We start from the raw sequence: 23,066 nt of genomic DNA, 5'->3' as shown, positions 1-23,066 counted from the left end.
GAACCAAGCGCCATGCCATGAACCAGTTAACTGTCACGCAAGCCCTGGCCAACGCCCAGACTCTGGGTCTGGAACGACTGGACGGCCAGTTGCTGCTGCTCTATGCGCTGGGCAAACCCGGCGATGCCCGCGCCTGGCTGCTGGCCCACGATACCGACGAGTTGAACGACGAGATCACCCAAGCCTTCCGGGCGCTGAGCTTGCGCCGGGCCAGCGGCGAGCCGCTGGCTTACATCGTCGGCAGCAAGGAGTTTTTCGGCCTGAAACTGCAGGTGGACAGCCGCGTGCTAGTGCCGCGGCCGGACACCGAAACGCTGGTGCAATGGTCGCTCGACCTGCTGCAGGCTCCCGGCATACCCGCCACGCCAGAAATTCTGGATCTGGGCACCGGCAGCGGCGCCATTGCCCTGGCGATTGCACACAGCCTGCAATCTGCTGGCCGCCAGGCCCATATCCTGGCGGTAGATGCCAGTGCCGACGCGCTGCTTGTGGCCCGTGAAAACGCCAGGCAACTGGCCTTGAATGTGGCATTTCTTGAAAGCCACTGGCTGCACAAAGTCAGCGGGCACTTTCACCTGATCGTCAGTAATCCGCCTTATATCGCCGCCGCCGATCCTCACCTGGCCGCCTTGGCGCACGAACCGCTGGCGGCCCTGACGGCCGGAGAGGACGGCCTGAATGACATCCGGCAAATCATCGAACAGGCGCCTGCGCACTTGCGGCCCGGCGGCTGGCTGCTGCTGGAACACGGCTATGACCAGGCCGAGCGGGTCCACGACTTGCTGGCCAGGCAGGGCTTTTTGGAGGTCCAGAGCCGACAGGATCTGGCCGGCATAGCACGCTGCAGTGGTGGGCAATGGCCAGCCTCAAGCGATCAGCCGGAAACGGCGGGATAATCCCAACATTGAATACTGACCCACAGTTTCCATTGATTGAAACCCGCACGGCCCCATCCGCCATTGGCCGTGCAAACCTCACAACACCCCAAAGGATTGAATCATGAGTGATACCCAGCAACGCATTGACCAGATTGTCAAATCCGCCGACGTCGTCCTCTTCATGAAAGGCACGGCCCAGTTTCCCATGTGTGGTTTTTCCGGCCGCGCCATTCAGGTGCTCAAAGCCTGCGGCGTGACCAAACCCGCCACCGTGAACGTGCTGGAAGACGAGGAAATCCGTCACGGCATCAAGGAATACAGCAACTGGCCGACCATTCCTCAGCTCTATGTCAAAGGTGAGTTTGTCGGCGGCTCCGACATCATGATGGAGATGTACCAGAACGGCGAACTCCAGCAAATGCTGGGCACGCCTGCTGCGTAATCAATAAGCAATAAGTTCAGCCCGCTCGCTGCGGGCGGGTGATAGGTTCAGTGGGTATAGCCTTCGCAAGCACCTGCGTTGACGCGGCCCTTGCATTCGCGCTGCAAGCGCGTGCTGCGCTCCTTGGCAGTCTCGCCAGAACCAGGCAGAAACTTGACTTTGCCGCCCTGAGCCGCAGTGGCCGACTTGGCGGCTTTTTTCTTGGCTTTTCCGCTGGCCGGCTTATCGCCCGCGTCTGGCGCAGACTTGGCCTGAGCACTGCCCATCAACATGGCGCCCGCCACCATGAACGCCCAGGCCGACCTGATCACAGCTGTTTTCATCGCCCATCTCCCTCTTGCTGAATGCAGCAGAACGCCGCGTTACCGATAGCGCTGACACCTCATTGCAATTTGGGATCGCCATAGACCTCATCATCGGGGGGTGCGTCCGCCGGCAGGCGGAAACCTTCGCTGGCCCACGCACCAAAATCGATGTTTTTGCAACGTTCGCAGCAAAAAGGGCGAAAGGGATTGCTGGGGGCGTAGACGCTTTGACCACCGCAACCGGGGCACACCACATGCTTGACGGCTAGCGGATCTTTTGAAATGGCAGACATGGTTTTCAAGAACTGTGAAAAAGACTGCCGATGCTATCAGGAGCTCAGCGTCAATTCGAAAATCGAATCGTCATTGCTGGCGTGCAGCCGTCCATCGCTTTCCTGGCGCATCAGACGCACCGAAACCATCAGGCGGTTGCCACTGATTTCAGGAATCAGGCCCAGCGCCGGGTCAATACGCAGCCGCAGTAACTGAAAGCTGCGCCCCTGAGGCAGCGTCTGCTGGTATTGCCCCGCCGGCGCCGCGACTTTTTGCGGTGCGCCGGAATCACGCAGCAGCCTGAGCAATACGCGTATGGATTCGGCCAGTGGTAATAAGGGCGCCATCCAGCGGTGCAAATCCTGCTGCCGCTGCGCGACACTCAAATGCTGCCAGGCATAGTAGGCCGGCAAGTCAAACTCGCAAGTCCCGCCAGGAATGCCGACGCGACTGCGAATACTCATGAGCCAGTCGTTCTCGGTCAATGACTGCCCGACCTTGCCTGGCAAATGGTTGACGGCGGCGAAGCACTCTTCGAGCTGAGCCGTGACCTCATCAAGCACCGCTTCGGAAATAGCCGGATTTCCGCGATAGCCATTGAGTACATGCTTTTGTTTTTCGAGGTCTTTGAGCACGTCGGTCTTCAAATCCGCCCGCGATCCCACATCCATGACCTCGAAAATGGTCGTCAAGGCGTAGTGATGGTCCGTTGGACTTTCCCGCTTTACGAGCTCACCCAAGCGGCGCAACAAGTGCTCCAGCCGCAAGTAGGTGCGTATGCGTTCGTTGAAGGGATACTCGTAAAGAATCACAGCGGTATTTTCATCAACTTTATGAAACCTATTGGTTGACCCATCATAGCCCGAAGCGGCCAGCCAATTGCCTGACCAGCAAGCCTAATGCTTCCAGTGAAATGCTGTCGTTATAGAGGCAAATATCGGCCGCCGCCAGTCTTTGCGCCCGACTGGCCTGTCCGGCAATGATTTTTTCAACCACCTCTTGGGTCCAGCCGTTACGCGCCATGACGCGGGCCATCTGAGTGGCTTCGCAGCAGTCCACCACCAACACCTGGTCCAGCTGCGATCGCCAGCGCCCGGACTCCACCAGCAGGGGAATATCAAAGACGATGCAGGCGCTGCCGGCTTGCACCGCCTCACGGGCCTGCCGGCTGACTTCCTGGGCCACCAAAGGGTGAACAATGGCTTCCAGCTGCCGCTTGACGTTCGGATCATCAAAGGCCAGTTGCCGCATGCGCTCTCGGTCCATGGCCCCATCAACCGTAAGTATCTCTGCCCCAAACTGTCGGGCCAACTCGTTGACTGCCGCACCGCCTGACATCGTGATTTGACGCGCAATCGCATCAGCATCCACCAAGCTGGCGCCGCAGGCAATCAACATACGGGCCACCGTGCTTTTGCCACTACCTATGCCGCCGGTCAAGCCAATGCGCAGGGCTGTCATCGCTACCGTCTTACATGTGTTCACAAACCGACGAACTGCAGAATCGACTGAGGCCCGAACAGCAGCGCGGTAAATCCAGCGCCAGCCAGAAAAGGACCAAAGGGCACATAGCCACCTTCACGCAGGCCTGTGGAAAACTTCATCGCAATACCGACAATGGCTCCGATCACCGAGGCCATCAGAATCATGGGCACCAACGCGGACCAGCCGAACCAGGCACCCAACGCGGCAAACAGCTTGAAGTCACCATAGCCCATACCCTCCTTACCGGTCACAAGCTTGAACAGCCAGTACACCGTCCACAGGGACAGATAGCCGGCCACCGCGCCCCACAGAGCGGACGACAAGGTGACCACGGGATTCCACTGCAAGGCCGCGGCCACCAGGCCGGCCCACAGCAGTGGCAAGGTGATGTCGTCCGGCAACAAAGTGGTGTCCCAGTCAATCATGGCCAGCGCTAGCAGCGCCGCAGAAAACCCGCACCAGACCAGCGCGGTTGGTGACCAACCCCAACGCCAAACGCAAAAAAAATACAAGCCTCCAGTGAACAACTCCACGATCGGGTAGCGCAAACCATATGCGGTGCCGCACACTGAGCACTTGCCGCGCAGAAACATGTAGCTGAGGACAGGAATGTTTTCGTACCAACGCAGGACATGGCCGCAGCTGGAACAACGAGAACGCGGCGTCAGCAAATTGAATTTTTCTGTCAACGCCAGTGGTTTTTCTGCCAGCTCTGCACACTCCTCGGCCCACTGCCGCTCCATCATCTTCGGCAGCCGATAGATGACGACGTTGAGAAAGCTACCAATCAACAAACCAAACAGGCCCGCCAGGACGGCATTGAGTTCTAGTGGCAAATCCATCAACACCATCAAACCACCTGGCCTAATTTGAAGATGGGTAAATACATGGAGACCACAATACCACCAATCAACGTCCCCAGAAACACGATGATGATCGGCTCCATAAGGCTGGATAGGCCAGCCACCATTTCATCGACTTCGGCCTCGTAAAAGTCGGCTGCCTTGCCCAGCATGTGATCGACCGAGCCCGACTCTTCGCCGATGGCGCACATCTGCAGCACCATGGTGGGAAACAAATTGGCGTTGCCCATAGCAGCCGTCAAGCTGGTACCGGTAGAGACTTCTTGCTGGATTTTCTCTGTGGCATCGGCATACAGCGAGTTTCCCGAAGCGCCTCCCACGGAGTCCAGGGCTTCCACCAGCGGTACGCCAGCGGCAAACATGGTGGACAGGGTGCGGGTCCAGCGCGCAATGCAGGACTTTTCAATCAAGGGGCCAAACACCGGTACCTTTAGCAAGAGCCGGTCCATGAACTTCTGCATCTTTTCATTGCGCTTCCAAGCCTGCATGAAAAAATACAAGCCCCCGCCTATGCCGCCAAAAATCAGCCACCAGTAAGCCACGAAAAACTCACTGATCGCAATAACAAACAACGTGGGCGCCGGCAAGTCCGCACCAAACGAGGAGAAGACACTTTTAAACGCCGGGATCACGAAGATCATGATCACCGCAACCACCACAAAAGCTACCACCACCACAGAAATCGGATACATCAGGGCCGATTTTATTTTCGACTTGATGGCCTCGGTCTTTTCCATGTAAACCGCCAAGCGGTCCAGCAGGGCTTCCAAAATACCAGCGGCCTCACCGGCCTCGACCAGATTGCAATACAAGGCATTGAAATACAACGGATGTTTGCGAAAAGCGGCGCTCAGGGAAGTCCCCGTTTCCACGTCCGTACGCACGTCATTGAGCAGCTTAGTGACGCTGGCATTTGGATTTCCCCGGCCAACGATGTCAAAGGACTGCAGCAAGGGCACGCCAGCCTTCATCATGGTGGCAAGTTGGCGGGTAAAGATGGCAATATCCTTGGGCTTGATAGACCTACCGGAGCGCATGCGACGTTTTTTGATCTTGGTGGGCAACACGCCCTGCCTGCGCAAGGAAGCCTTGACCTGATTTTCGCCTGCGGCTCGAATTTCACCGCGAACCTGTTTCCCGCCCCTATCTTTGCCTTCCCATTCGAAAACAAATTCCTTGATGCCTTTGGATACCGCACTTGCCATGGTGTCTTCTCGTTGTATGGAGGCTCTCAGGCCACCCAGTCGCTACAGTCACACGCCGATGTTCCGACTTTCACGTCCGTCGCTTTAAACATTGGTGCAGCCCAAAACCTCTTCCAGCGAAGTCATGCCAAGTTTAACTTTATGCAACCCGGATTGACGCAAGCTTCTAACGCCTTCGATTTCGGCCTGAGCGGCGATCTCCAGGGCACTACCGTCACGTAGCACGATTCTTTGAATTTCTTCGGAAATCGGCATGACCTGGTAAATACCAACGCGCCCTTTGTAGCCGTTGGTACAGGCAGAGCAACCCACCGGACGATAAGGCGTCCAGGAGCCATCTACCTCCTCTTCCTTGAATCCAGCCTCCAGCAAGGTTTCGCGGGGAATATCGGCCGGGGCCTTGCAATTGGGACAAAGCCGGCGGGCCAGCCGCTGTGCGGTAATCAAGATCACACTGGAGGCAATGTTAAAGGGCGCGATGCCCATATTGCGCATGCGGGTCAGCGTGGTAGGCGCATCATTGGTGTGCAGCGTGGACATCACCATGTGACCGGTTTGCGCGGCCTTGATGGCAATATCGGCGGTTTCCAGGTCACGGATCTCACCGACCATGATGATGTCGGGATCCTGTCGCAAAAAGGCCTTGAGCGCGACAGAAAACGTCATGCCCGCCTTTTCGTTCATGCTGACCTGATTCACACCCGGCAAGGTGATTTCAGCGGGATCTTCTGCCGTGGCAATGTTGACGCCCGGCTGGTTCAGAATATTCAGGCAGGTGTAAAGCGAAACGGTCTTTCCCGAACCGGTAGGCCCGGTCACAAGCACCATGCCATAGGGCCGCTGGATCGCCGCCAGCAAGCGCTCTTTTTCTGCCGGTTCGTAGCCCAACGCATCAATGCCCAGCTTGGCGCTGCTCGGGTCCAGAATACGAATGACGATTTTTTCGCCGTACATGGTGGGCAAGGTGCTGACCCGAAAGTCGATAACCCGATCCGGCCCAATCTTGAGTTTCATCTTGCCGTCTTGCGGCACTCGTTTTTCGGAAATATCCAGCTTGGATATCACCTTGATGCGCGCCGCCAGCTTTTCCTTGATGGCCACCGGTGGCGAGGCAATTTCGCGCAACTCGCCATCAACCCGGAAACGAACGCGGTAGGTGTGCTCAAAAGGCTCAAAGTGCAAGTCCGAGGCCCGCATATTGAAAGCGTCAAGCAACATTTTCTGCAAAAACTTGACTACCGGTGCGTCTTCAACCTCCGAAACGCTGGCTTCGCTGTCTTCTGCGGCCGCTTCGGTGTTTTCATCAAATTCAAAATCGTCACCGATGATGCTTTCCATGGCTTCGGCCGCCGTGGCATTGGACGTCTCGACCAGTTTTGACAGCTTGTCATATTCAGCGATCACCCAGTCCACACCCATCTGCGTGGAAAACTTGATTTTCTCAGCCGCATCCTGATCGGACGGATCAGCCGTCGCCACAATCAGACGGTTGTTGCGCTTGCTCAGCACCACAATACGGTAGGTCAAGCAAATCTTGGCGTCGAGCAGTCCCTTGGGTAAACGCTGCACGTCGATAGCATCCAGATCCAGCAAGGGCGCGGAAAATGCGGTCGACATGATGTGCGCCAGGTCGAATGCAGACACCGCGCCCGAGCCGGTCAGCTCTGCAATAAAACTGGTACGCCCGGTTTGTGCCTTACGGAAAATGTCTTCCGCCGCCTTTTGCCCCAACTTGCCAGCTACCACCAAAGCCCGGCCCAAACCCGGCAAGGCCATGGACGGCGGTGGGTTGATAGCAGTATCGATAGCGGCCATGGTTCTATGCATTCAGGTCAAATGAAAACATCATCGTTGATTGATTACGGGGTGTAAATCGAAAACGCCCAGCAATCGCATCCGGCGTTGGAACTATGCAAAGAAATGCATAAAAATTGCGAAGGTCTGCCGTCACCTTTCGAACAGCGAACGATTGACGCCAAAGATGCAGCCTCGAAAAATGGACTGCGCTCGCTGATACTTCGCGAGGAATTTGAGCAAAATTCGGCGCATCCAGATAAAGGTCTAGGAAAGCGTCAAAGCCCTGATTTGGAATAATTCTGGAACCGATTGCCAGTTTTCGCTGCTTTTTTAGGCGGCGCACCGAATCTGCTTTTGCCAAGTTGTTGATCTACTTAGCAAGTTCTGGTCGGGGTGAGAAGATTCGAACTTCCGGCCTCTACGTCCCGAACGTAGCGCTCTACCAGGCTAAGCTACACCCCGGCTTGCATTGATGCCTAAAAGCGCCGCTCCAGCAATTGGGAGGCAAGTTGCATCAATGAATCACTGTACACGTTCTGTGGCAGGGCCTGCAAGGCGTTCAAGGCGCGCTGCGCCTCCGCTGCTGCTGCCCCCCGAGTCGCTTCCAAAGCCCCGGTCTGCTGAACGATAGCAACAATTTGGGCCATCTGCCCGGTGCCGCCGGTTTCAATAGCCTGACGAATGATGTTGCGCTCGGCCTCGGTGCCGCGCTGCATCGCGATGATGAGCGGCAGCGTCACTTTGCCTTCACGCAAGTCGTCACCCAGATTCTTTCCCATTTCCGAAACATCGCCGTCATAGTCCAGCACATCATCAATCACCTGAAAGGCCGTGCCCAAAGCCTGACCATACTCGGCGCAGTTTTGTTCAAGTGACGCAGACGACTGCGACAGCAAGGCAGCCAACCTAGCACTGGCCTCGAAGAGCTTGGCCGTCTTGGATCGGATCACCCGCAGATATCCCTCCTCGGACAGCTCCGCATCATGCATATTCATGAGCTGCAGTACTTCCCCTTCGGCAATCACGTTGGTGGCGTCCGCAAGCGTTTGCATGATGCGCATGTCGCCGACCTCAACCATCATCTGGAAGGCGCGGGAATACAGAAAATCGCCAACCAGCACACTCGCTGGATTGCCAAACACTTCATGGGCGGTTGAGCGGCCGCGACGCAGCGTCGACTCGTCAACCACATCGTCGTGCAGCAAGGTCGCGGTGTGAATGAACTCCACCACCGCCGCCAGACTCAGGCGCTCCTCGCCACGATAGCCCAAAGCACCGCACATCAATAGCACCAGGGCCGGACGCAACCGTTTGCCACCCGCAGCAATGATGTATTGCGACACTTGCGCGACCAGAGGTACTTCCGATTGAAGCCTGCGGGCGATGACTGCGTCCATGGCGCTCATGTCGTCGGCGATCAGTGCAAGGGCAGCAGCGGTGCTTGAAGAATTGGCAGACAAAAGAAAATCCAGACGTTGAGTTTGGGCCGATTATAGAAAGCCCCGCTTCTCCACCCATCCTGGAATGGACCGAAAACTGCGGCCCGATAGCAGCGGCTGGTCATTTTTTACGCATCATGCTAGAATCTTGGGCTCTGTGGAAATCCGTCCGCAGAACTCACAAACGAGGTCATACATGTACGCGGTCATAAAAACCGGTGGCAAACAATACAAAGTTGCTGCTGGAGAAAAAATTAAAGTAGAACAGATTGCTGCGGACGTAGGCCAAGAGATCGTTATTGACCAGGTATTGGCTGTCGGCGAAGGCAGTTCAATCAAGGTCGGTACGCCCTTGGTGTCCGGTGCAACTGTTACGGTAACTGTCCTGTCTCACGGCAGGGGCGACAAGATTCGCATCTTCAAGATGCGCCGTCGTAAGCACTACCAAAAACGCCAGGGTCACAGGCAAAACTTCACTGAGTTGCAAATCGGCGCCATCGTCGGTTAAGCAGCAAAGTACCAGGAGTAACGGAAAATGGCACAGAAAAAAGGCGGCGGCTCTACGCGAAACGGGCGTGATTCACAGCCCAAAATGCTGGGCGTCAAGAAATTTGGCGGCGAAGTGATCAACGCAGGCAGCATCATCGTGCGCCAGCGTGGCACCAAGTTCCACCCAGGCGTCAATGTCGGCATCGGCAAAGACCACACTTTGTTTGCACTGGTTGACGGTTCTGTCTCCTTTGCCATCAAGGGCGCGCTGAACAAGCACACTGTCAACGTGACACCAGCGTAAGCTGATCACTTCGATGGCATCGAAGCCCCGACCTGTCGGGGCTTTTTTGTTTGTAAACTAGCCTTCAATCCACCGCACTACCCGCACATCATCATGAAATTTGTTGACGAAGCTTATATTGACATTGCCGCTGGCGATGGCGGGAGCGGCTGCGTCTCGTTCAGCCACGAAAAATACAAAGAGTTCGGCGGCCCGAACGGTGGCGATGGCGGACGCGGCGGTCACGTTTATGCGGTGGCGGACGTCAACCTGAACACACTGGTGGACTTCCGCTTCTCACGCCGCCACGAGGCCCGCAATGGCGAACATGGCATGGGATCGGATATGTTCGGCGCCAAGGGCGATGACATCGTCCTGAAAATGCCGGTCGGCACCATCCTGACAGACGGCGAAACCGGCGAAGTTCTGTTTGAGCTGCTGGTGCCTGGTGAACGCCTGCTGATCGCCAAAGGCGGCGATGGCGGCTTTGGCAATCTACGCTTTAAAAGTTCAACCAACCGAGCACCGCGCAGCAAGACCCCAGGCTGGCCCGGTGAACGCAAAAGTCTCAAGCTAGAGCTGAAGGTGCTGGCCGATGTCGGCCTGCTGGGCATGCCCAATGCCGGCAAATCCACCTTTATCTCAGCAGTCTCCAATGCCCGGCCACGCATTGCCGACTATCCCTTCACCACCCTGCATCCGAATTTGGGCGTGGTTCGGGTCGGTCCGGAGCAAAGTTTTGTGGTGGCTGACTTGCCCGGCCTGATTGAAGGTGCTTCGGAAGGCGCGGGGCTGGGTCACTTGTTCTTGCGCCACCTGCAGCGCACCCGCCTGCTGCTCCATGTTGTGGATCTGGCGCCCTTTGACGAAAACGTGGATCCGGTCGCCCAAGCCAAGGCCATCGTCGGTGAGCTCAAGAAATACGACGAAGCGCTGTACAACAAACCACGCTGGCTGGTACTCAACAAGCTGGATATGGTCGATGCCGATCACCGCGCCGCCGTGGTCAAGGATTTCGTCAAGCGCCTCAAGTTCAAAGGCCCTGTCTTTGAAATTTCAGCACTGACGCGCGAGGGTTGCGAGCAGCTCGTCAAGACCATCTACCAGCACGTCAAGCAAGTTCAGAAAAATGAGCAGCCCGAGGAAGAAATCGATCCACGGTTTGTCGAATTGCCGCCGGAGCCACCTGCGTCCACTTGATCGTCAGGCCAACGCATAGCTCACAGCCGAATATGCTATTCAAACAATAGCACCTATCGCCCACTACTACTGGGCTAGAGCCCTAAAACACTGAAAATGCAAGATCAAACAGGCAGCCCTGTTCTGCGTAACGCCAAACGCATTGTGGTCAAGGTCGGATCCAGCCTCGTCACCAATGAAGGCCGCGGTCTGGATGCCGTTGCCATAGGCCAATGGTGTGAGCAGCTGGCGGCTCTGGTCAAGGACGGACGCGAGGTGATCATGGTCAGCAGCGGCGCCGTTGCCGAAGGCATGAAACGCCTTGGTTGGGCTACCCGTCCCAAGGCCATCCACGAATTGCAAGCCGCCGCCGCAGTGGGCCAGATGGGCCTGGTTCAGGTTTACGAAACCAAGTTGCGTGAAAACGGCATAGGCAGCGCGCAGGTCCTGCTGACCCACGCCGACCTGGCCGACCGCGAACGCTACCTCAATGCCCGCTCTACCCTGCTGACTTTGCTGCAGCTCGGGGTGGTGCCGGTCATCAACGAGAACGACACCGTCGTCAACGACGAGATCAAGTTTGGCGACAACGACACACTGGGTGCGCTGGTCGCCAACCTGGTCGAAGCCGATGCCCTCATCATCCTGACGGATCAAAAAGGCCTGTTTACCGCCGATCCGCGCAAAGACCCAGCGTCCCAATTCGTCCACCAGGCCAAGGCTGGCGATGCGGCGCTGGAAGCGATGGCGGGCGGTGCCGGATCCAGCATAGGCCGGGGCGGCATGATCACCAAAATCCTGGCCGCAAAACGTGCGGCTGGCTCAGGCGCATCCACGGTGATTGCTTGGGGCCGTGAACCGCAAGCCCTGATACGGCTGAGCCAGGGTGAGGCCATCGGCACGCTGCTTGTGGCGCAAACCCAGAAGATGCAGGCGCGCAAGCAATGGATGGCAGATCACCTGCAACTACGCGGTTCGGTCAGCGTGGATGCCGGCGCAGCCGCCAAGGTACGCGACGAAGGCAAGAGCCTGCTGCCCATAGGCATGACCCGGGTAGAGGGCGATTTTTCGCGCGGTGACGTGATCGCCATCAGGGATATTGACGGAACAGAAATTGCTCGCGGCCTGGCCAACTATTCCAGCGCCGAAGCCCGGCTGATCTGCCGCAAGGCATCCACGGAATTTGAAAAGTTGCTGGGCTACACCGGTGAGTCGGAAATGGTGCACAGAACCAATTTGGTTCTAAGCCGTTAAGCCCAGCCTTCTCGGCCCCTTTCGGCTATTCCGTTGTTCTGAAGCTCGGGTCTTTCAGCCGGTTCACCAGGACATGAACCGACGGTGCCGGCGCGGCGCTATCGCAAGCACCCGCCCGGGCAAAGCGCAGTGCATGTTTGGATGGCATATTGCCAAACAGAGTCCGCCATTCGGGATTGCTGACCATATTCCAACGGCCGTCTGACGAGTAGCGGCCATAGGTCTTGTATTCGCCGGTCGCGCAGCGTATACCTTCGTACATCACATTACGGGCGCCGCTGGCACTGGTGGCCACCATCACGTAGCGTACCAGCCCGTCTTTGGTTGAAATGCTTATAGAGGCCGGATCCACGCCGTAAACCAGCGAAGAGTTAGGTGACACGTCCAGGGGAATCAACTTGCCGACGTCAAAAGCCGGTGGCGGCGGCAACTCGGACTCCTGCCACTCTGGTTCATCCGGCGCCGGCTGAGCCACCGCATTCAGGCTTAGCGTGAGCCCCAGAAAAATACCGGCCAGGGTTTTGAAGGTCATATCTTTTTCGTCTGCGAATCAATGCCGAAGCTGGTCTGTGGGTCCGGCTCAAAAGTTGCTCCAGGGGGCAATTCAAACGCCGGGCCGGGTCTAGCCACATAGGAACGCATGGAGTCACCCGCTAGGTGGAGATTGCATTCGGGAGCATGGCTTGCGGCTAGATCGCGCTGATGCAAGCCACCACGCAAGTAGCGATTGCGTAGATCCGGACGATGGTCGGTGCGAAACTCGGAGCGCGGCACGAAACGCGCCAACTCGGTGAGCGCCATTTCATAAACGCCGCGTTTGAACTCCACCACGACATCCAGCGGAACCCAGTAGTCGTTCCAGCGCCAAGCATCAAACTCGGGGTGATTTGTGGCGCGCAGGTTCAAATCCCAGTCGTGTCCGACCAGTTGCAGCAGGAACCAGATTTGTTTCTGGCCTTTGTAGTGTCCGCGCGCATCGCGGCGGATAAACCGGTCAGGCACCTCATAGCGCAACCAGTCTCTGGTACGGGCCAGCACCTGAACGTGCTGCGGATGCAATCCGACCTCTTCGTGCAACTCGCGAAACATGGCCTGTTCGGGATTTTCGCCCCGATCAATGCCACCCTGCGGAAACTGCCATGAGTGGGTACGGATACGTTTGCCCCAAAATACCTGACTTCTCTGGTTGAGCAAGATGATGCCGACGTTGGGCCTAAAGCCGTCCCGGTCAAGCATAATCAAACCTCAATTTTTTAAACTGAGTCCATTATGCACAGCAGAATGCTCAGAGCCAAGCGCACAGCAGGACGACAGTCCTAAAACCCTCCAAAAGTCTAGAAAAAAGCCCATGAAAGCCTCCCAGTTCTTCATTTCCACCCTCAAGGAAGCACCAGCCGACGCGGAAATCGTGAGTCACCAGCTCATGATGCGCGCGGGTCTGATTAAAAAGCTGGGTGCGGGCATTTACAACTACATGCCCATGGGCTTGCGCGTGATCCGCAAAGTCGAGGCCATCGTGCGCGAAGAGATGAACCGCGCCGGCGCCATAGAGATGAGCATGCCAGTGATCCAGCCCGCCGAGTTCTGGCAGGAAACCGGCCGTTTCGACAAAATGGGCCCCGAGCTGCTGCGCATCAAGGACCGCCATGGCCGCGACTTCGTGGTCCAGCCGACCAGCGAAGAGGTGGTCACTGACGTGATGCGCCAGGACATCCGCAGCTACAAACAGCTGCCGAAAAACCTGTACCAGATCCAGACCAAGTTCCGCGACGAACGCAGGCCGCGTTTTGGCCTGATGCGCGGGCGCGAGTTCATCATGAAGGACGCCTACAGCTTTGACCGCGACCAGGCCGCCGCCAAGCTCAGCTACCACAACATGGCCCAGGCTTATCGGCGCATTTTTGACCGCTTTGGCCTGAGCTACCGCGCAGTGGCCGCCGACAGCGGAGCGATTGGCGGCGACCTGAGCGAAGAGTTCCAGGTGATTGCAGCCACCGGCGAAGACGCCATTGTTTACTGCCCGACCAGCGACTACGCCGCCAATATGGAAAAGGCCGAAGCGCTGGCGCCTCAGGGCGAACGCAAGGCCGCCTCGCAAGCCATGACCCAAACGGCGACGCCAGGCAAAGCCACCTGCGCCGATGTTGCCGAACTTCTGGGCATACCTCTGAACACGACGGTCAAGTCGCTGGTGCTGGCCACCGATACGCTGGATGAATCCGGCAAGATCGTCAAGACCCAGGTCTGGCTGCTGCTGCTGCGCGGCGACCACGACATGAACGAAGTCAAGGTTGGCAAGGTGGCCGGCCTGGCCGATTTCCGCTTCGCGACGCTGACCGAGATCGAGGAGCACTTTGGCTGCAAGCCGGGCTACCTCGGCCCGCTCAACCTGCAAAAACCGGTCACGCTGGTGGTGGACCGCGAAGTCGCGGCGCTGGCCGACTGGGTCTGCGGTGCCAACGAGGAAGACTTCCACACCACCGGTGTCAACTGGGGCCGCGACCTGCCCGAGCCCGAGCTGGTGGCCGACCTGCGCAATGTCGTCGCGGGCGATCCCTCGCCCGACGGCAAGGGCGTGCTGGCGATAGAGCGCGGCATCGAAGTCGGCCACGTGTTCTACCTGGGCACCAAATACAGCCAGGCCATGAACGCCACCTTCCTCGGTGAAAACGGCAAGCCACAATTCATGGAAATGGGCTGCTACGGCATAGGCATCACACGCCTGCCCGCAGCGGCGATCGAACAAAATCATGATGCGCGCGGCATCATCTGGCCCGATGCGATTGCCCCGTTCACGGTCGTGCTGTGCCCCATCACGCCTGAACGCTTTCCGGATGTCAAGGCAGCCGCCGAGCAGCTTTACCAGCAATTGCTCACGGCCGGTGTGGACGTGATCCTCGATGACCGTGGCGAACGGCCAGGCGCCATGTTTGCCGACTGGGAGCTGATAGGCGTGCCGCACCGTATCACCATTGGTGACCGCGGCCTGAAAGAGGGCCACATCGAATATCAGCACCGCCGTGACAGCGAGTCCAGCAAGGTCGATGCCGCGGGTGTGTTCGATTTCCTCAAGGGAAAACTGGCCCTGTGACGGTGAGCGGCGACAAGGCCCTTGCCAGGTCTGGGCGCCTCTCATGAGAGCGCCCGCTGCAGACCGCCCACCGGCTTCAAGTTTTTTTTCAAGAAGAAAATGCCTGCAGGCCTTACCAGTCGGCTGCATGCCGCTCTTATTTTCAGAGCACGCAAACGCCGGCGGACAAGTTGAAGAGCCGCTGATGGACTCGGTGCGTACCGCGCTGAGCTCCGCCATCGCCAATCAAGCCCCCCCTATCCCCGAGTTCAGGGATACCGAAAGCCGTATCGCCTACCTACGCTGGCTGGGGGCCATGAGTGAGCGCCTGAAAAAGAAAAAACCGGAGTGGCAAATCCGCAAGGAATTCCTCCAAACCGTCTGGTACGAAAGCAAACGCGCCGGGCTGGACGTGACGCTGGTCATGGGCCTGATCCAGGTTGAGAGCAATTTCCGCAAGTTTGCCGTCAGCAGCGTAGGTGCGCGCGGCTACATGCAGGTGATGCCCTTCTGGACACGCGTGATTGGTGATGGTGACCCGGCCAAGCTGTTTCACATGCAGACCAATCTTCGTTTTGGTTGCGTGATTTTGCGCCACTACCTGGACCGTGAACGCGGCGATCGATTCATGGGACTGGGCCGCTACAACGGCAGCCGTGGTCGCTCGCCCTACCCCGATGCGGTGTTTGCGGCGCAGCGCAACTGGCTGCATGATGGGCAGCTCGCCACCGGAAAAACTTCGGGCGCTGCTGCTGGCTAGCGGCTCGTAGCGGACGACGCCGGCGACGCTCCACTCGGCACATCCGCCGAGACCGGACCCTCAGGCAGGCGGGTCACCATGACTTGGTCGATACGGTAGCTGTCGACGTCCAAGACCTCGAATTTGTAACCCGCGCAGATGACGCTATCGGTACGCCGTGGCACGCGGCGCAGCATCACCATCAGGAAACCAGCCAGGGTTTCGTAATCTTCGGCATGCGGCAGATGGTCAAGCGCAAGGGCATGCAGCACGTCCTCAATCGGCGTCACACCATCGATCAGCCAGGACTTGTCGTCGCGCCGCACAATCTGCTCTTCATCGAAGGGCGACACCAAGTCGCCCATCACCGTGCTCATCACATCGTTAAGCGTGACCACGCCTACCACCAGGCTGTACTCATTGACGATGACAGCAAAATCTTCATGCGCCTGGCGGAACTGCTCCAGCACTTCGGATAGCGTCAGCCTGTCGGGCACGATCAGCACCTTGCGAATCAGACTGTCGTCGGCCAGCGAGATCGGCTGATTGTTAAGGACCCGCTGGAACAAATCCTTGGCATCGACATAGCCAATCACATGATCGATATCGCCCTCGCAGACCGGGTAGGTGGAATAGGGCTCGGCCGCAATGCGCAAACGAATCACGGCATCCGACTCGTCACGCAGGAAAAAAGCGATGCGATCGCGCTGCGACATGGCGCTGGCCACCGTACGCGTATCGAGTTCAAACACATTGGTGATTACTTGCTGCTCGCGCGCAGCCAGCACGCCAGCCATGGCACCGGCCTCCATCATGGCAAGTACGTCGTCGGAAGTAATGCGGTCGTCGCGTAGCGAGGAGAGGCCAAAAAGGCGAAACAGAGCATCGGCCCCACGGCTATAAAACCACACCAAGGGGCGCAGCACAAGCATGCACGCCGCCATTGGTTGGGTGAGGCGCATGGCCAGCCGTTCTGGTTCGGCCATGCCCAGGCGTTTGGGAAACAAATCCGACAAAAGGATGAACAGCGAGGTGACCACCAGGAAGGAGGCCAAAAAGCCTGCCGTCTGCGCCGGCTCGGCACTCAGCCACAAACTGAACAGGGCGGTGAAGTGCGGGCTTAGCGCTCCTTCGCCAACGATACCGCCCAGAATGGCGACGGCATTCTGACCGATCTGCACCACCGTGAAATAGTCACCCGGCTGCTCCTGCATGCGTAGCACGCGTTCGGCGCGGCCATCGCCATCGTCCGCCATTTGCCTGAGCCGCAGACGACGCGAAGCCGCCAGGGAAATCTCGGCCACGGAAAAGAAAGCACTGGCCGCAATCAGCATGCCAATCACAAAAAGACTTTGAGCTAGTGTCATGGTTTAGGCGCTGGTAGGCCCATACGGCGCGCGATGCCCCAGTGTAACGGGGCACATCGCAGCCCGCACTGCGATGACTTAAGTGCTAGGCCATCTGCGCGCCAGATGCAGCATCCCCGTGGGTTGGGCCGACAAATTCGCGCTCTTGCGCAAACCAATCCAGCACCGGGAGTGTTCCCGGCAAAATGGGCGACAGCTGAACCGGCAAAGACTGCCAGGCACAGGTCTGGCCTTCGTGCATCTGCAAATCACCCGTCCAGTCAAACACCTTGCAAAAGTGAAGCCTGACCAGTGCGTGCGGGTAGTCGACCAGCTCGACCTTCCAGGACTGCACGCCGCCTATGGTGATACCTATTTCTTCCTGCAGCTCTCGGCGCAAGGCCTGCTCTATCGTTTCGCCGGGCTCCAGCTTGCCGCCGGGAAACTCCCAGTAGCCTTCATAGACCTTGCCCAGCGGGCGTGAAGTCAGCAAGAAATCGCCGTTGGGGCGCAGCAACACACCCACGGCCACCTCCACCACCTTGCGTTCCTGGCCGGCCTGCAGCCCTTCGCGCGGCCTGTCGCCATGTGCCACCAGAACAGCCACCTCAGTAGTCCTGCGCGTTGCCGGCGGGGTTGCCGCGCTGGTAGTCCGCCACCTTGGTGCGTTGCGGCGCCACGGGCAGGTTATCGGTGTACCTGCCGGCATAGTCGCGGGCGAACTGGTAGGCCACGCGGCCACTGCGCGAACCACGCTCCAGAGCCCACACCAAGGACTCGGGCTGCGCAGCAGCAATCGCCGATGCATTCACACCAAAGGACGACAGCCACTGCGCCACGATGGCGAGGTATTCGTCCTGGTTGAAGGGATAAAAACTAACCCATAGACCGAAGCGCTCGGACAGCGAAATCTTCTCTTCGATGACTTCACCCGGGTGGAGTTCGCCGTCGTCGCCGTGCTTGTACGTGAGGTTGTCCTTCATGTACTCGGGCAGCAGATGGCGGCGGTTGCTGGTGGCGTAGATCAGCACATTGGCCGCGGTAGCCGCCACCGAACCGTCGAGGATGGACTTGAGCGCCTTGTAACCGGGCTCGCCCTCATCAAAACTCAGGTCGTCACTGAAGACGATAAATTTCTCGGGCAGACCGGCCACCACGTCGACGATGTCGGGCAAGTCGGTCAAATCCGCCTTGTCGACTTCGATCAGACGCAGGCCCTGAGAGGCGTATTCATTCAGGCAGGCCCGGATCAGCGAGGACTTGCCGGTGCCGCGCGAGCCGGTGAGCAGCACGTTGTTGGCCGGTTTACCCTGCACAAACTGCTCGGTGTTGCGCTGAATCTTCTCCTTCTGGATGTCGATTTCCTTAAGATCCAACAGGCGCATCACACCCAGGTGTTTCACCGGCTCCAACGAACCGTGGCCCGAGCTGCGCTTGCGGTAGCGCCAGGCTACGGCCTGGCTCCAGTCGGGCGCTGACATGGGTTGCGGCAAGACGGACTCAATGCGAGTCATCAGCGACTCGACCCTAAGCATCAGGCGTTCAAACTGCTCGTTCATGTTCTGCGACCTGAGGGTTTAACTGCGGTAATCCGCGTTGATCTTGACGTAGTCATAGGACAGGTCGCAGGTCCAGACAGTGTCAATGGCCTCGCCGCGGCCCAGCACCACACGTACGGTGATTTCGCTTTGCTTCATCACGCGCTGGCCATCGGCCTCGAGATAATCCGCATGACGGCCGCCATTTTTAGCCACCAGCACCTCATCAAGGTATAAATCTATGCCGGTTTGATCCAGATCGGCGATGCCGGCATAGCCGACGGCCGCCAGAATCCGCCCCAGATTGGGATCGCTGGCAAAAAAGGCCGTCTTGACCAGCGGTGAATGGGCAATCGCATAAGCCACCTGGCGGCATTCCTCAGCAGTTTTTCCACCCTCGACCTGCACGGTAATGAACTTGGTCGCCCCCTCGCCGTCACGCACGATGGCCTGCGCCAAGAGCTTGGCGACGCGCAACATGGCGGCACGCAACACTTGACCATCCACGCTGTCCAGCGAGGTGATCTGCGGGTGCTTGGCCTGATTCGTCGCCACCACCACGAAAGAATCATTGGTGGAAGTGTCTCCGTCGATCGTCACGCGGTTGAAAGAGCCTTCGGCCAGTTCCCTGGCCAGTTGTGCCATCAAGGTCTGGGAGACGCAGGCATCGGTAGCCAGAAAACCCAACATGGTCGCCATATTGGGGCGAATCATGCCGGCGCCCTTGCTGATGCCGGTGATGGTGACGCTCACTCCACCCAATGTGATGCGAGTGGAAAACGCCTTGGCCACCGTATCCGTGGTCATGATGGCTTCGGCGGCCGTGGCCCAGTTGTCGGCCCCGGCATCGACCAGTGCCGCAGGCAGGCCCGCCGCGATGCGCTCATGCGGCAAGGGCTCCATGATCACGCCGGTGGAAAACGGCAGGATTTGCTCGGGCGACAAATTGAGTTCGCGGGCCAAGGCGATGCAGCTGGCCTGCGCACGATGCAAGCCGTCCTCGCCGGTGCCAGCATTGGCGTTGCCGGTATTGATCAGCATGGCACGAATACCCAGGCTTTTTCCCGAGTTCTTGGCCAGGTGCTCGCGGCAGATTTGCACCGGTGCGGCACAAAACCGGTTCTGCGTGAACACGGCGCCCACCGAAGCACCCTCGTCCAGCAGCAGCACGGCAAGGTCTTTGCGATTGGCCTTGCGGATTCCGGCTTCAGCGACACCCCAGCGCACACCGGCCACGGGGTAAAGATCTGCGGCGGGCGTGGCAAGCAGGTTGACAGGCATGAACTTGGCTCCAGGAAAAGACTGATGAGATCAACGAAAGGTGGAGGAACTACGCAGCGGATCAGCTCAACTTGCCGTGACAGAGCTTGAACTTCTTACCCGAACCGCAGGGACAAGGGTCGTTGCGGCCGACGCGCGCCGTGGCCGTTCCCGGCGCCGGCTGAGACCGCTTCTGCGACTCTTCATCAACCGTCGTTTCTACGCCACCAGTTTCGGTTGGTGCGGTGTAAGTGACATTGGCAATATTTTCAGCTCGGCTTTCCATGGCTTCCGCGGCCTGCTCCAGCTGTTCACTCGACTGGATCTGGACCGTCATCAGTATTTTGGTGACGGCATTTTTCACACTGTCGAGCAACTGGCCAAACAGCTCAAAAGCTTCGCGCTTGTATTCCTGCTTGGGCTGCTTCTGCGCATAGCCACGCAAGTGGATACCCTGGCGCAGATAGTCGAGCGCGCTCAGGTGTTCGCGCCAGTGGCTGTCTATGCTTTGCAGCAGCACCACTCGTTCAAACTGGATGAAATTTTCTTCGCCAATTTTTTCTACTTTGTCGGCAAAGGCGGCATCGGCTGCCGCCACGACTTTTTCAAGCACATCATGGTCGGTAATGGCCGTGGCAGCTTCGAGTTCCTGGCGCAGCGGCAGCTCGATCTGCCACTCATCACTCAGCACTTTCTCAAGTCCCGCCACATCCCATTGTTCTTCGACACTTTCCGCCGGCACGTACTGGCGCGTCAGATCGCTGAAGCAGCCTTCGCGCAGCGAGGCAATTTGTGCCTGCAAATTGCTGGCATCCATGATGTCATTGCGCTGCTGGTAAATCACCTTGCGCTGGTCATTGGAGACATCATCGTATTCAAGCAGTTGCTTGCGAATATCGAAATTGCGCGCCTCCACCTTGCGCTGCGCCGATTCAATGCTGCGCGTCACGATGCCGGCTTCAATGGCCTCGCCATCAGGCATCTTGAGCCGCTCCATGATGGCCTTGACACGATCGCCCGCAAAAATGCGCATCAGCGGGTCGTCCAGGCTCAGGTAAAAACGCGAGGAACCGGGATCGCCCTGGCGACCCGAGCGGCCACGCAACTGGTTGTCGATGCGGCGTGACTCATGGCGTTCGGTAGCGATGATACGCAAACCACCCAATGCCGTGACCTGATCGTGCTCCAGCTTCCACAAGGCACGCAAGCGGGCTATTTCCGCTTCTTTGGCAGCGGCATCCAGCGACTCGTCAGCCTCCACCGCCTCAATCAATTTTTCAACATTTCCGCCCAGCACGATATCGGTACCGCGACCGGCCATATTGGTGGCAATGGTGATCATCTTGGGCCGGCCGGCCTGCGCCACGATATCTGCCTCGCGGGCATGCTGCTTGGCGTTCAGCACCTGGTGCGGCAGGTTTTCCTTGAGCAGCAACTGGTCGATGATTTCGGAGTTCTCGATCGAGGTCGTGCCAACCAGCACCGGCTGGCCACGCTCATAACATTCACGAATGTCCTTGATGGCCGCTTCGTATTTTTCACGCGTGGTTTTGTAAACGCGGTCCAGCTGGTCGTCACGCCGGCTCACCCGGTTGGGGGGAATGACGGTGGTTTCCAGCCCATAGATTTCCTGAAACTCGTAGGCTTCGGTATCCGCCGTGCCTGTCATGCCCGACAGCTTGTTATAGAGACGGAAGTAATTTTGGAAGGTAATCGAGGCCAGGGTCTGGTTTTCCGCCTGAATCTGTACGCCTTCCTTGGCTTCCACGGCCTGGTGCAAGCCATCGCTCCAGCGGCGACCCGACATCAGGCGGCCGGTGAACTCATCAACGATGACGACCTCGCCCTCTTGCACCACGTAGTGCTGGTCACGGTGATACAACAAATTGGCACGCAGGGCCGCGTACAAATGGTGCATCAGCGAGATATTGGCCGGATCGTAAAGCGTGGCACCTTCGGGAATCAGGCCCAAATTGAACAGTATGCCTTCGGCGTTTTCGTGTCCCTGCTCGGTCAAAAACACCTGATGGGTTTTTTCATCGATGGTGTAGTCACCTGGCTGGGTGACACCTTCCCCGGTGCGTGGATCGGCTTCGCCTTCCTGGCGCTTCAAGGAAGGAACAACCTTGTTCATCGCCACATACATCTCGGTGTGGTCTTCGGCCTGACCACTGATGATGAGTGGCGTGCGGGCCTCGTCGATCAAGATCGAATCCACCTCATCGACAATGGCGTAATTCAGGCCGCGCTGCACGCGGTCAGCCACCTCGTACACCATGTTGTCGCGCAGGTAGTCAAAACCATACTCGTTATTGGTGCCGTAGGTGATGTCGGAGTTATAGGCCGCCTGCTTTTCTTCGCGCGACATATTGGGCAGGTTGATGCCGACGCTCAGACCCAGAAAGTTGTAGAGCTTGCCCATCCAACGGGCATCGCGGCTGGCCAGGTAATCATTGACCGTCACCACATGCACGCCCTTGCCGGTCAAGGCATTCAGGTAAACCGGCAGCGTCGCGGTCAGGGTCTTGCCCTCACCAGTGCGCATTTCGGAAATCTTGCCGTTGTGCAGCGACATGCCACCCAGCATCTGGACATCAAAATGCCGCATCTTCATGATGCGCTTGCCGCCCTCGCGAACCACGGCAAAGGCTTCGGGAAGAATCGCATCGAGTTCCTCGCCGGCAGCTACCCGATCCTTGAACTCCTGGGTTTTAGCGCGCAGCTGATCGTCGTCTAGCTTCTCGTACTGTGTTTCCAGTGCATTGATTTGGTCTACGGTTTTACGGTAGGTTTTGAGCAGCCTGTCGTTGCGGCTACCGAAAATTTTGGTCAGGATGTTGGAAGCCATAAATGCGAGGCCGCCTTAGCCGCTCCCTTGAGCTGGCAATGCGGCTGAAATCCCTTATTGAGTACGGAACTTAAGTGTGGGCGCTAGCAATTAGTTCAACTGTGCGCAAACATTAGATTTTAGCGCTGCCCGGAAGCCTTGAGCCTATTCAGCGTAAAACGCCCTGTGAGCCGGCTCCCGCCGCAAAAGAATACCCCGCAGAATGATGCAGCCAAGGGCACACCTTCTTGCAGTCACCCACAGGTTCCCGGGTAGACACCGTCATTTGCCCTATCTTCTGATCCACCAAGCACGACGCCGCAACGCTCATCAAATCGACATGCTGGCCCGTCAACAATTTTCTGCCGCTCCAGTAGTCCGACTTCTCGCCAAA

General features: G+C 58.1%; 24 protein-coding genes and 1 tRNA gene. 8 read left to right on the top strand and 17 right to left on the bottom strand.

Annotation, left to right across the window (positions count from 1 at the left end; all coding sequences use genetic code 11):
* The first annotated feature begins 17 nt into the window (after positions 1 to 17).
* Both prmC and grxD read left to right on the top strand, forming a co-directional pair.
* A complete protein-coding gene (gene prmC, locus BM160_RS00705) occupies positions 18 to 896 on the top strand; it encodes a peptide chain release factor N(5)-glutamine methyltransferase (RefSeq protein ID WP_091998808.1) in 879 nt (292 codons plus the stop codon).
* 103 nt (positions 897 to 999) lie between these two features.
* Complete coding sequence (grxD, locus tag BM160_RS00700) at positions 1,000 to 1,320, top strand: Grx4 family monothiol glutaredoxin (RefSeq protein WP_091998806.1); 321 nt, start codon at positions 1,000 to 1,002, stop codon at positions 1,318 to 1,320.
* 47 nt (positions 1,321 to 1,367) lie between these two features.
* On the opposite strand, the gene BM160_RS00695 is transcribed toward grxD, so the two are convergent.
* From BM160_RS00695 to BM160_RS00655, 10 genes are all read right to left on the bottom strand, one after another.
* On the bottom strand, positions 1,368 to 1,643 hold the full coding sequence (locus tag BM160_RS00695) for a hypothetical protein (RefSeq protein ID WP_143093153.1): 276 nt from the start codon (positions 1,641 to 1,643) through the stop codon (positions 1,368 to 1,370).
* A 59-nt stretch (positions 1,644 to 1,702) separates the two neighbouring features.
* Positions 1,703 to 1,918 carry a DNA gyrase inhibitor YacG gene (locus tag BM160_RS00690; RefSeq protein WP_091998800.1) on the bottom strand — a complete coding sequence of 72 codons (216 nt, stop codon included), beginning with the start codon at positions 1,916 to 1,918 and terminating at the stop codon, positions 1,703 to 1,705.
* Between the two features lie 36 nt (positions 1,919 to 1,954).
* A complete protein-coding gene (zapD, locus tag BM160_RS00685) occupies positions 1,955 to 2,710 on the bottom strand; it encodes a cell division protein ZapD (RefSeq protein WP_091998795.1) in 756 nt (251 codons plus the stop codon).
* 43 nt (positions 2,711 to 2,753) lie between these two features.
* Complete coding sequence (coaE, locus tag BM160_RS00680; RefSeq protein ID WP_091998790.1) at positions 2,754 to 3,359, bottom strand: dephospho-CoA kinase; 606 nt, start codon at positions 3,357 to 3,359, stop codon at positions 2,754 to 2,756.
* Positions 3,360 to 3,379: 20 nt separating this feature from the next.
* The gene (locus BM160_RS00675; RefSeq protein ID WP_091999395.1) at positions 3,380 to 4,225 is read right to left on the bottom strand and encodes a prepilin peptidase; all 846 of its coding nucleotides are present in this window, start codon (positions 4,223 to 4,225) and stop codon (positions 3,380 to 3,382) included.
* 8 nt (positions 4,226 to 4,233) lie between these two features.
* Positions 4,234 to 5,451: a type II secretion system F family protein gene (locus BM160_RS00670; RefSeq protein ID WP_091998785.1), complete on the bottom strand. Its 1,218-nt coding sequence runs from the start codon at positions 5,449 to 5,451 to the stop codon at positions 4,234 to 4,236.
* 84 nt (positions 5,452 to 5,535) lie between these two features.
* Complete coding sequence (gene pilB / locus BM160_RS00665) at positions 5,536 to 7,266, bottom strand: type IV-A pilus assembly ATPase PilB (protein WP_091998782.1); 1,731 nt, start codon at positions 7,264 to 7,266, stop codon at positions 5,536 to 5,538.
* Between the two features lie 4 nt (positions 7,267 to 7,270).
* Complete coding sequence (locus BM160_RS22050; RefSeq protein ID WP_143093152.1) at positions 7,271 to 7,609, bottom strand: hypothetical protein; 339 nt, start codon at positions 7,607 to 7,609, stop codon at positions 7,271 to 7,273.
* Positions 7,610 to 7,633: 24 nt separating this feature from the next.
* A tRNA-Pro gene (locus BM160_RS00660) sits at positions 7,634 to 7,710 on the bottom strand.
* Positions 7,711 to 7,724: 14 nt separating this feature from the next.
* Positions 7,725 to 8,708 carry a polyprenyl synthetase family protein gene (locus BM160_RS00655; protein ID WP_177218868.1) on the bottom strand — a complete coding sequence of 328 codons (984 nt, stop codon included), beginning with the start codon at positions 8,706 to 8,708 and terminating at the stop codon, positions 7,725 to 7,727.
* Positions 8,709 to 8,883: 175 nt separating this feature from the next.
* On the opposite strand from BM160_RS00655, the gene rplU reads away from it, so the two are divergent.
* The 4 genes from rplU (at position 8,884) to proB (ending at position 11,892) form a co-directional block, all read left to right on the top strand.
* Positions 8,884 to 9,195 (top strand): 50S ribosomal protein L21, encoded by a 312-nt coding sequence (gene rplU, locus BM160_RS00650; RefSeq protein ID WP_091998776.1) that lies wholly within the window; start codon positions 8,884 to 8,886, stop codon positions 9,193 to 9,195.
* A gap of 27 nt (positions 9,196 to 9,222) precedes the next feature.
* Positions 9,223 to 9,480 (top strand): 50S ribosomal protein L27, encoded by a 258-nt coding sequence (gene rpmA / locus BM160_RS00645; RefSeq protein ID WP_091998773.1) that lies wholly within the window; start codon positions 9,223 to 9,225, stop codon positions 9,478 to 9,480.
* Between the two features lie 93 nt (positions 9,481 to 9,573).
* Positions 9,574 to 10,659 (top strand): Obg family GTPase CgtA, encoded by a 1,086-nt coding sequence (cgtA, locus tag BM160_RS00640; RefSeq protein WP_091998768.1) that lies wholly within the window; start codon positions 9,574 to 9,576, stop codon positions 10,657 to 10,659.
* Between the two features lie 96 nt (positions 10,660 to 10,755).
* Positions 10,756 to 11,892, top strand: a complete 1,137-nt coding sequence (gene proB, locus BM160_RS00635) for a glutamate 5-kinase (RefSeq protein ID WP_091998765.1) — start codon at positions 10,756 to 10,758, stop codon at positions 11,890 to 11,892.
* A 25-nt stretch (positions 11,893 to 11,917) separates the two neighbouring features.
* Here proB and BM160_RS00630 read toward each other — a convergent pair whose 3' ends face one another.
* Together BM160_RS00630 and BM160_RS00625 are read right to left on the bottom strand one after the other, a co-directional pair.
* Entirely contained in the window at positions 11,918 to 12,424 is a 507-nt protein-coding gene (locus BM160_RS00630; protein WP_091998762.1) for a CNP1-like family protein, read from the bottom strand.
* Positions 12,421 to 13,128, bottom strand: coding sequence for an RNA pyrophosphohydrolase (locus BM160_RS00625; RefSeq protein ID WP_091998759.1), 708 nt, complete (start codon positions 13,126 to 13,128; stop codon positions 12,421 to 12,423). Before BM160_RS00625 ends, BM160_RS00630 begins: the two co-directional genes overlap by 4 nt.
* 112 nt (positions 13,129 to 13,240) lie before the next feature.
* On the opposite strand from BM160_RS00625, the gene BM160_RS00620 reads away from it, so the two are divergent.
* Both BM160_RS00620 and BM160_RS00615 read left to right on the top strand, forming a co-directional pair.
* On the top strand, positions 13,241 to 14,983 hold the full coding sequence (locus BM160_RS00620; protein WP_091998756.1) for a proline--tRNA ligase: 1,743 nt from the start codon (positions 13,241 to 13,243) through the stop codon (positions 14,981 to 14,983).
* Between the two features lie 127 nt (positions 14,984 to 15,110).
* The gene (locus tag BM160_RS00615) at positions 15,111 to 15,722 is read left to right on the top strand and encodes a lytic transglycosylase domain-containing protein (protein WP_255368496.1); all 612 of its coding nucleotides are present in this window, start codon (positions 15,111 to 15,113) and stop codon (positions 15,720 to 15,722) included.
* Here BM160_RS00615 and BM160_RS00610 read toward each other — a convergent pair.
* The 5 genes from BM160_RS00610 to secA form a co-directional block, all read right to left on the bottom strand.
* The gene (locus tag BM160_RS00610; RefSeq protein WP_091998750.1) at positions 15,719 to 17,068 is read right to left on the bottom strand and encodes a polyamine export protein PaeA; all 1,350 of its coding nucleotides are present in this window, start codon (positions 17,066 to 17,068) and stop codon (positions 15,719 to 15,721) included. The two genes, BM160_RS00615 and BM160_RS00610, sit on opposite strands and share 4 nt — an antisense overlap.
* A gap of 85 nt (positions 17,069 to 17,153) precedes the next feature.
* Positions 17,154 to 17,654 (bottom strand): NUDIX domain-containing protein, encoded by a 501-nt coding sequence (locus BM160_RS00605; protein ID WP_255368494.1) that lies wholly within the window; start codon positions 17,652 to 17,654, stop codon positions 17,154 to 17,156.
* Position 17,655: 1 nt separating this feature from the next.
* A complete protein-coding gene (locus BM160_RS00600) occupies positions 17,656 to 18,606 on the bottom strand; it encodes an ATP-binding protein (protein ID WP_091998749.1) in 951 nt (316 codons plus the stop codon).
* Between the two features lie 18 nt (positions 18,607 to 18,624).
* Positions 18,625 to 19,866 carry a bifunctional glutamate N-acetyltransferase/amino-acid acetyltransferase ArgJ gene (gene argJ, locus BM160_RS00595; protein ID WP_091998746.1) on the bottom strand — a complete coding sequence of 414 codons (1,242 nt, stop codon included), beginning with the start codon at positions 19,864 to 19,866 and terminating at the stop codon, positions 18,625 to 18,627.
* Between the two features lie 61 nt (positions 19,867 to 19,927).
* Positions 19,928 to 22,693 (bottom strand): preprotein translocase subunit SecA, encoded by a 2,766-nt coding sequence (gene secA, locus BM160_RS00590; RefSeq protein WP_091998742.1) that lies wholly within the window; start codon positions 22,691 to 22,693, stop codon positions 19,928 to 19,930.
* Between the last annotated feature and the right edge of the window lie 373 nt (positions 22,694 to 23,066).

The sequence above is a fragment of the Polaromonas sp. OV174 genome, from assembly GCF_900112285.1.
GTDB lineage: Bacteria > Pseudomonadota > Gammaproteobacteria > Burkholderiales > Burkholderiaceae_C > Polaromonas.
The sequence above is the reverse complement of the archived record's forward strand: the minus strand, read 5'-3'. Positions and strand labels throughout refer to the sequence as shown.

Coding starts and splice junctions, on each gene's coding strand:
- BM160_RS00610 (WP_091998750.1), bottom strand. CDS start 17,068: ATGACACTAGCTCAAAGTCTTTTTGTGATTGGCATGCTGATTGCGGCC.
- proB (WP_091998765.1), top strand. CDS start 10,756: ATGCAAGATCAAACAGGCAGCCCTGTTCTGCGTAACGCCAAACGCATT.
- cgtA (WP_091998768.1), top strand. CDS start 9,574: ATGAAATTTGTTGACGAAGCTTATATTGACATTGCCGCTGGCGATGGC.
- prmC (WP_091998808.1), top strand. CDS start 18: ATGAACCAGTTAACTGTCACGCAAGCCCTGGCCAACGCCCAGACTCTG.
- BM160_RS00695 (WP_143093153.1), bottom strand. CDS start 1,643: ATGAAAACAGCTGTGATCAGGTCGGCCTGGGCGTTCATGGTGGCGGGC.
- rpmA (WP_091998773.1), top strand. CDS start 9,223: ATGGCACAGAAAAAAGGCGGCGGCTCTACGCGAAACGGGCGTGATTCA.
- pilB (WP_091998782.1), bottom strand. CDS start 7,266: ATGGCCGCTATCGATACTGCTATCAACCCACCGCCGTCCATGGCCTTG.
- BM160_RS00625 (WP_091998759.1), bottom strand. CDS start 13,128: ATGCTTGACCGGGACGGCTTTAGGCCCAACGTCGGCATCATCTTGCTC.
- grxD (WP_091998806.1), top strand. CDS start 1,000: ATGAGTGATACCCAGCAACGCATTGACCAGATTGTCAAATCCGCCGAC.
- BM160_RS00675 (WP_091999395.1), bottom strand. CDS start 4,225: ATGGATTTGCCACTAGAACTCAATGCCGTCCTGGCGGGCCTGTTTGGT.
- BM160_RS00615 (WP_255368496.1), top strand. CDS start 15,111: ATGCCGCTCTTATTTTCAGAGCACGCAAACGCCGGCGGACAAGTTGAA.
- secA (WP_091998742.1), bottom strand. CDS start 22,693: ATGGCTTCCAACATCCTGACCAAAATTTTCGGTAGCCGCAACGACAGG.
- rplU (WP_091998776.1), top strand. CDS start 8,884: ATGTACGCGGTCATAAAAACCGGTGGCAAACAATACAAAGTTGCTGCT.
- BM160_RS00620 (WP_091998756.1), top strand. CDS start 13,241: ATGAAAGCCTCCCAGTTCTTCATTTCCACCCTCAAGGAAGCACCAGCC.
- argJ (WP_091998746.1), bottom strand. CDS start 19,866: ATGCCTGTCAACCTGCTTGCCACGCCCGCCGCAGATCTTTACCCCGTG.
- BM160_RS00670 (WP_091998785.1), bottom strand. CDS start 5,451: ATGGCAAGTGCGGTATCCAAAGGCATCAAGGAATTTGTTTTCGAATGG.
- BM160_RS00690 (WP_091998800.1), bottom strand. CDS start 1,918: ATGTCTGCCATTTCAAAAGATCCGCTAGCCGTCAAGCATGTGGTGTGC.
- coaE (WP_091998790.1), bottom strand. CDS start 3,359: ATGACAGCCCTGCGCATTGGCTTGACCGGCGGCATAGGTAGTGGCAAA.
- BM160_RS00600 (WP_091998749.1), bottom strand. CDS start 18,606: ATGAACGAGCAGTTTGAACGCCTGATGCTTAGGGTCGAGTCGCTGATG.
- BM160_RS00630 (WP_091998762.1), bottom strand. CDS start 12,424: ATGACCTTCAAAACCCTGGCCGGTATTTTTCTGGGGCTCACGCTAAGC.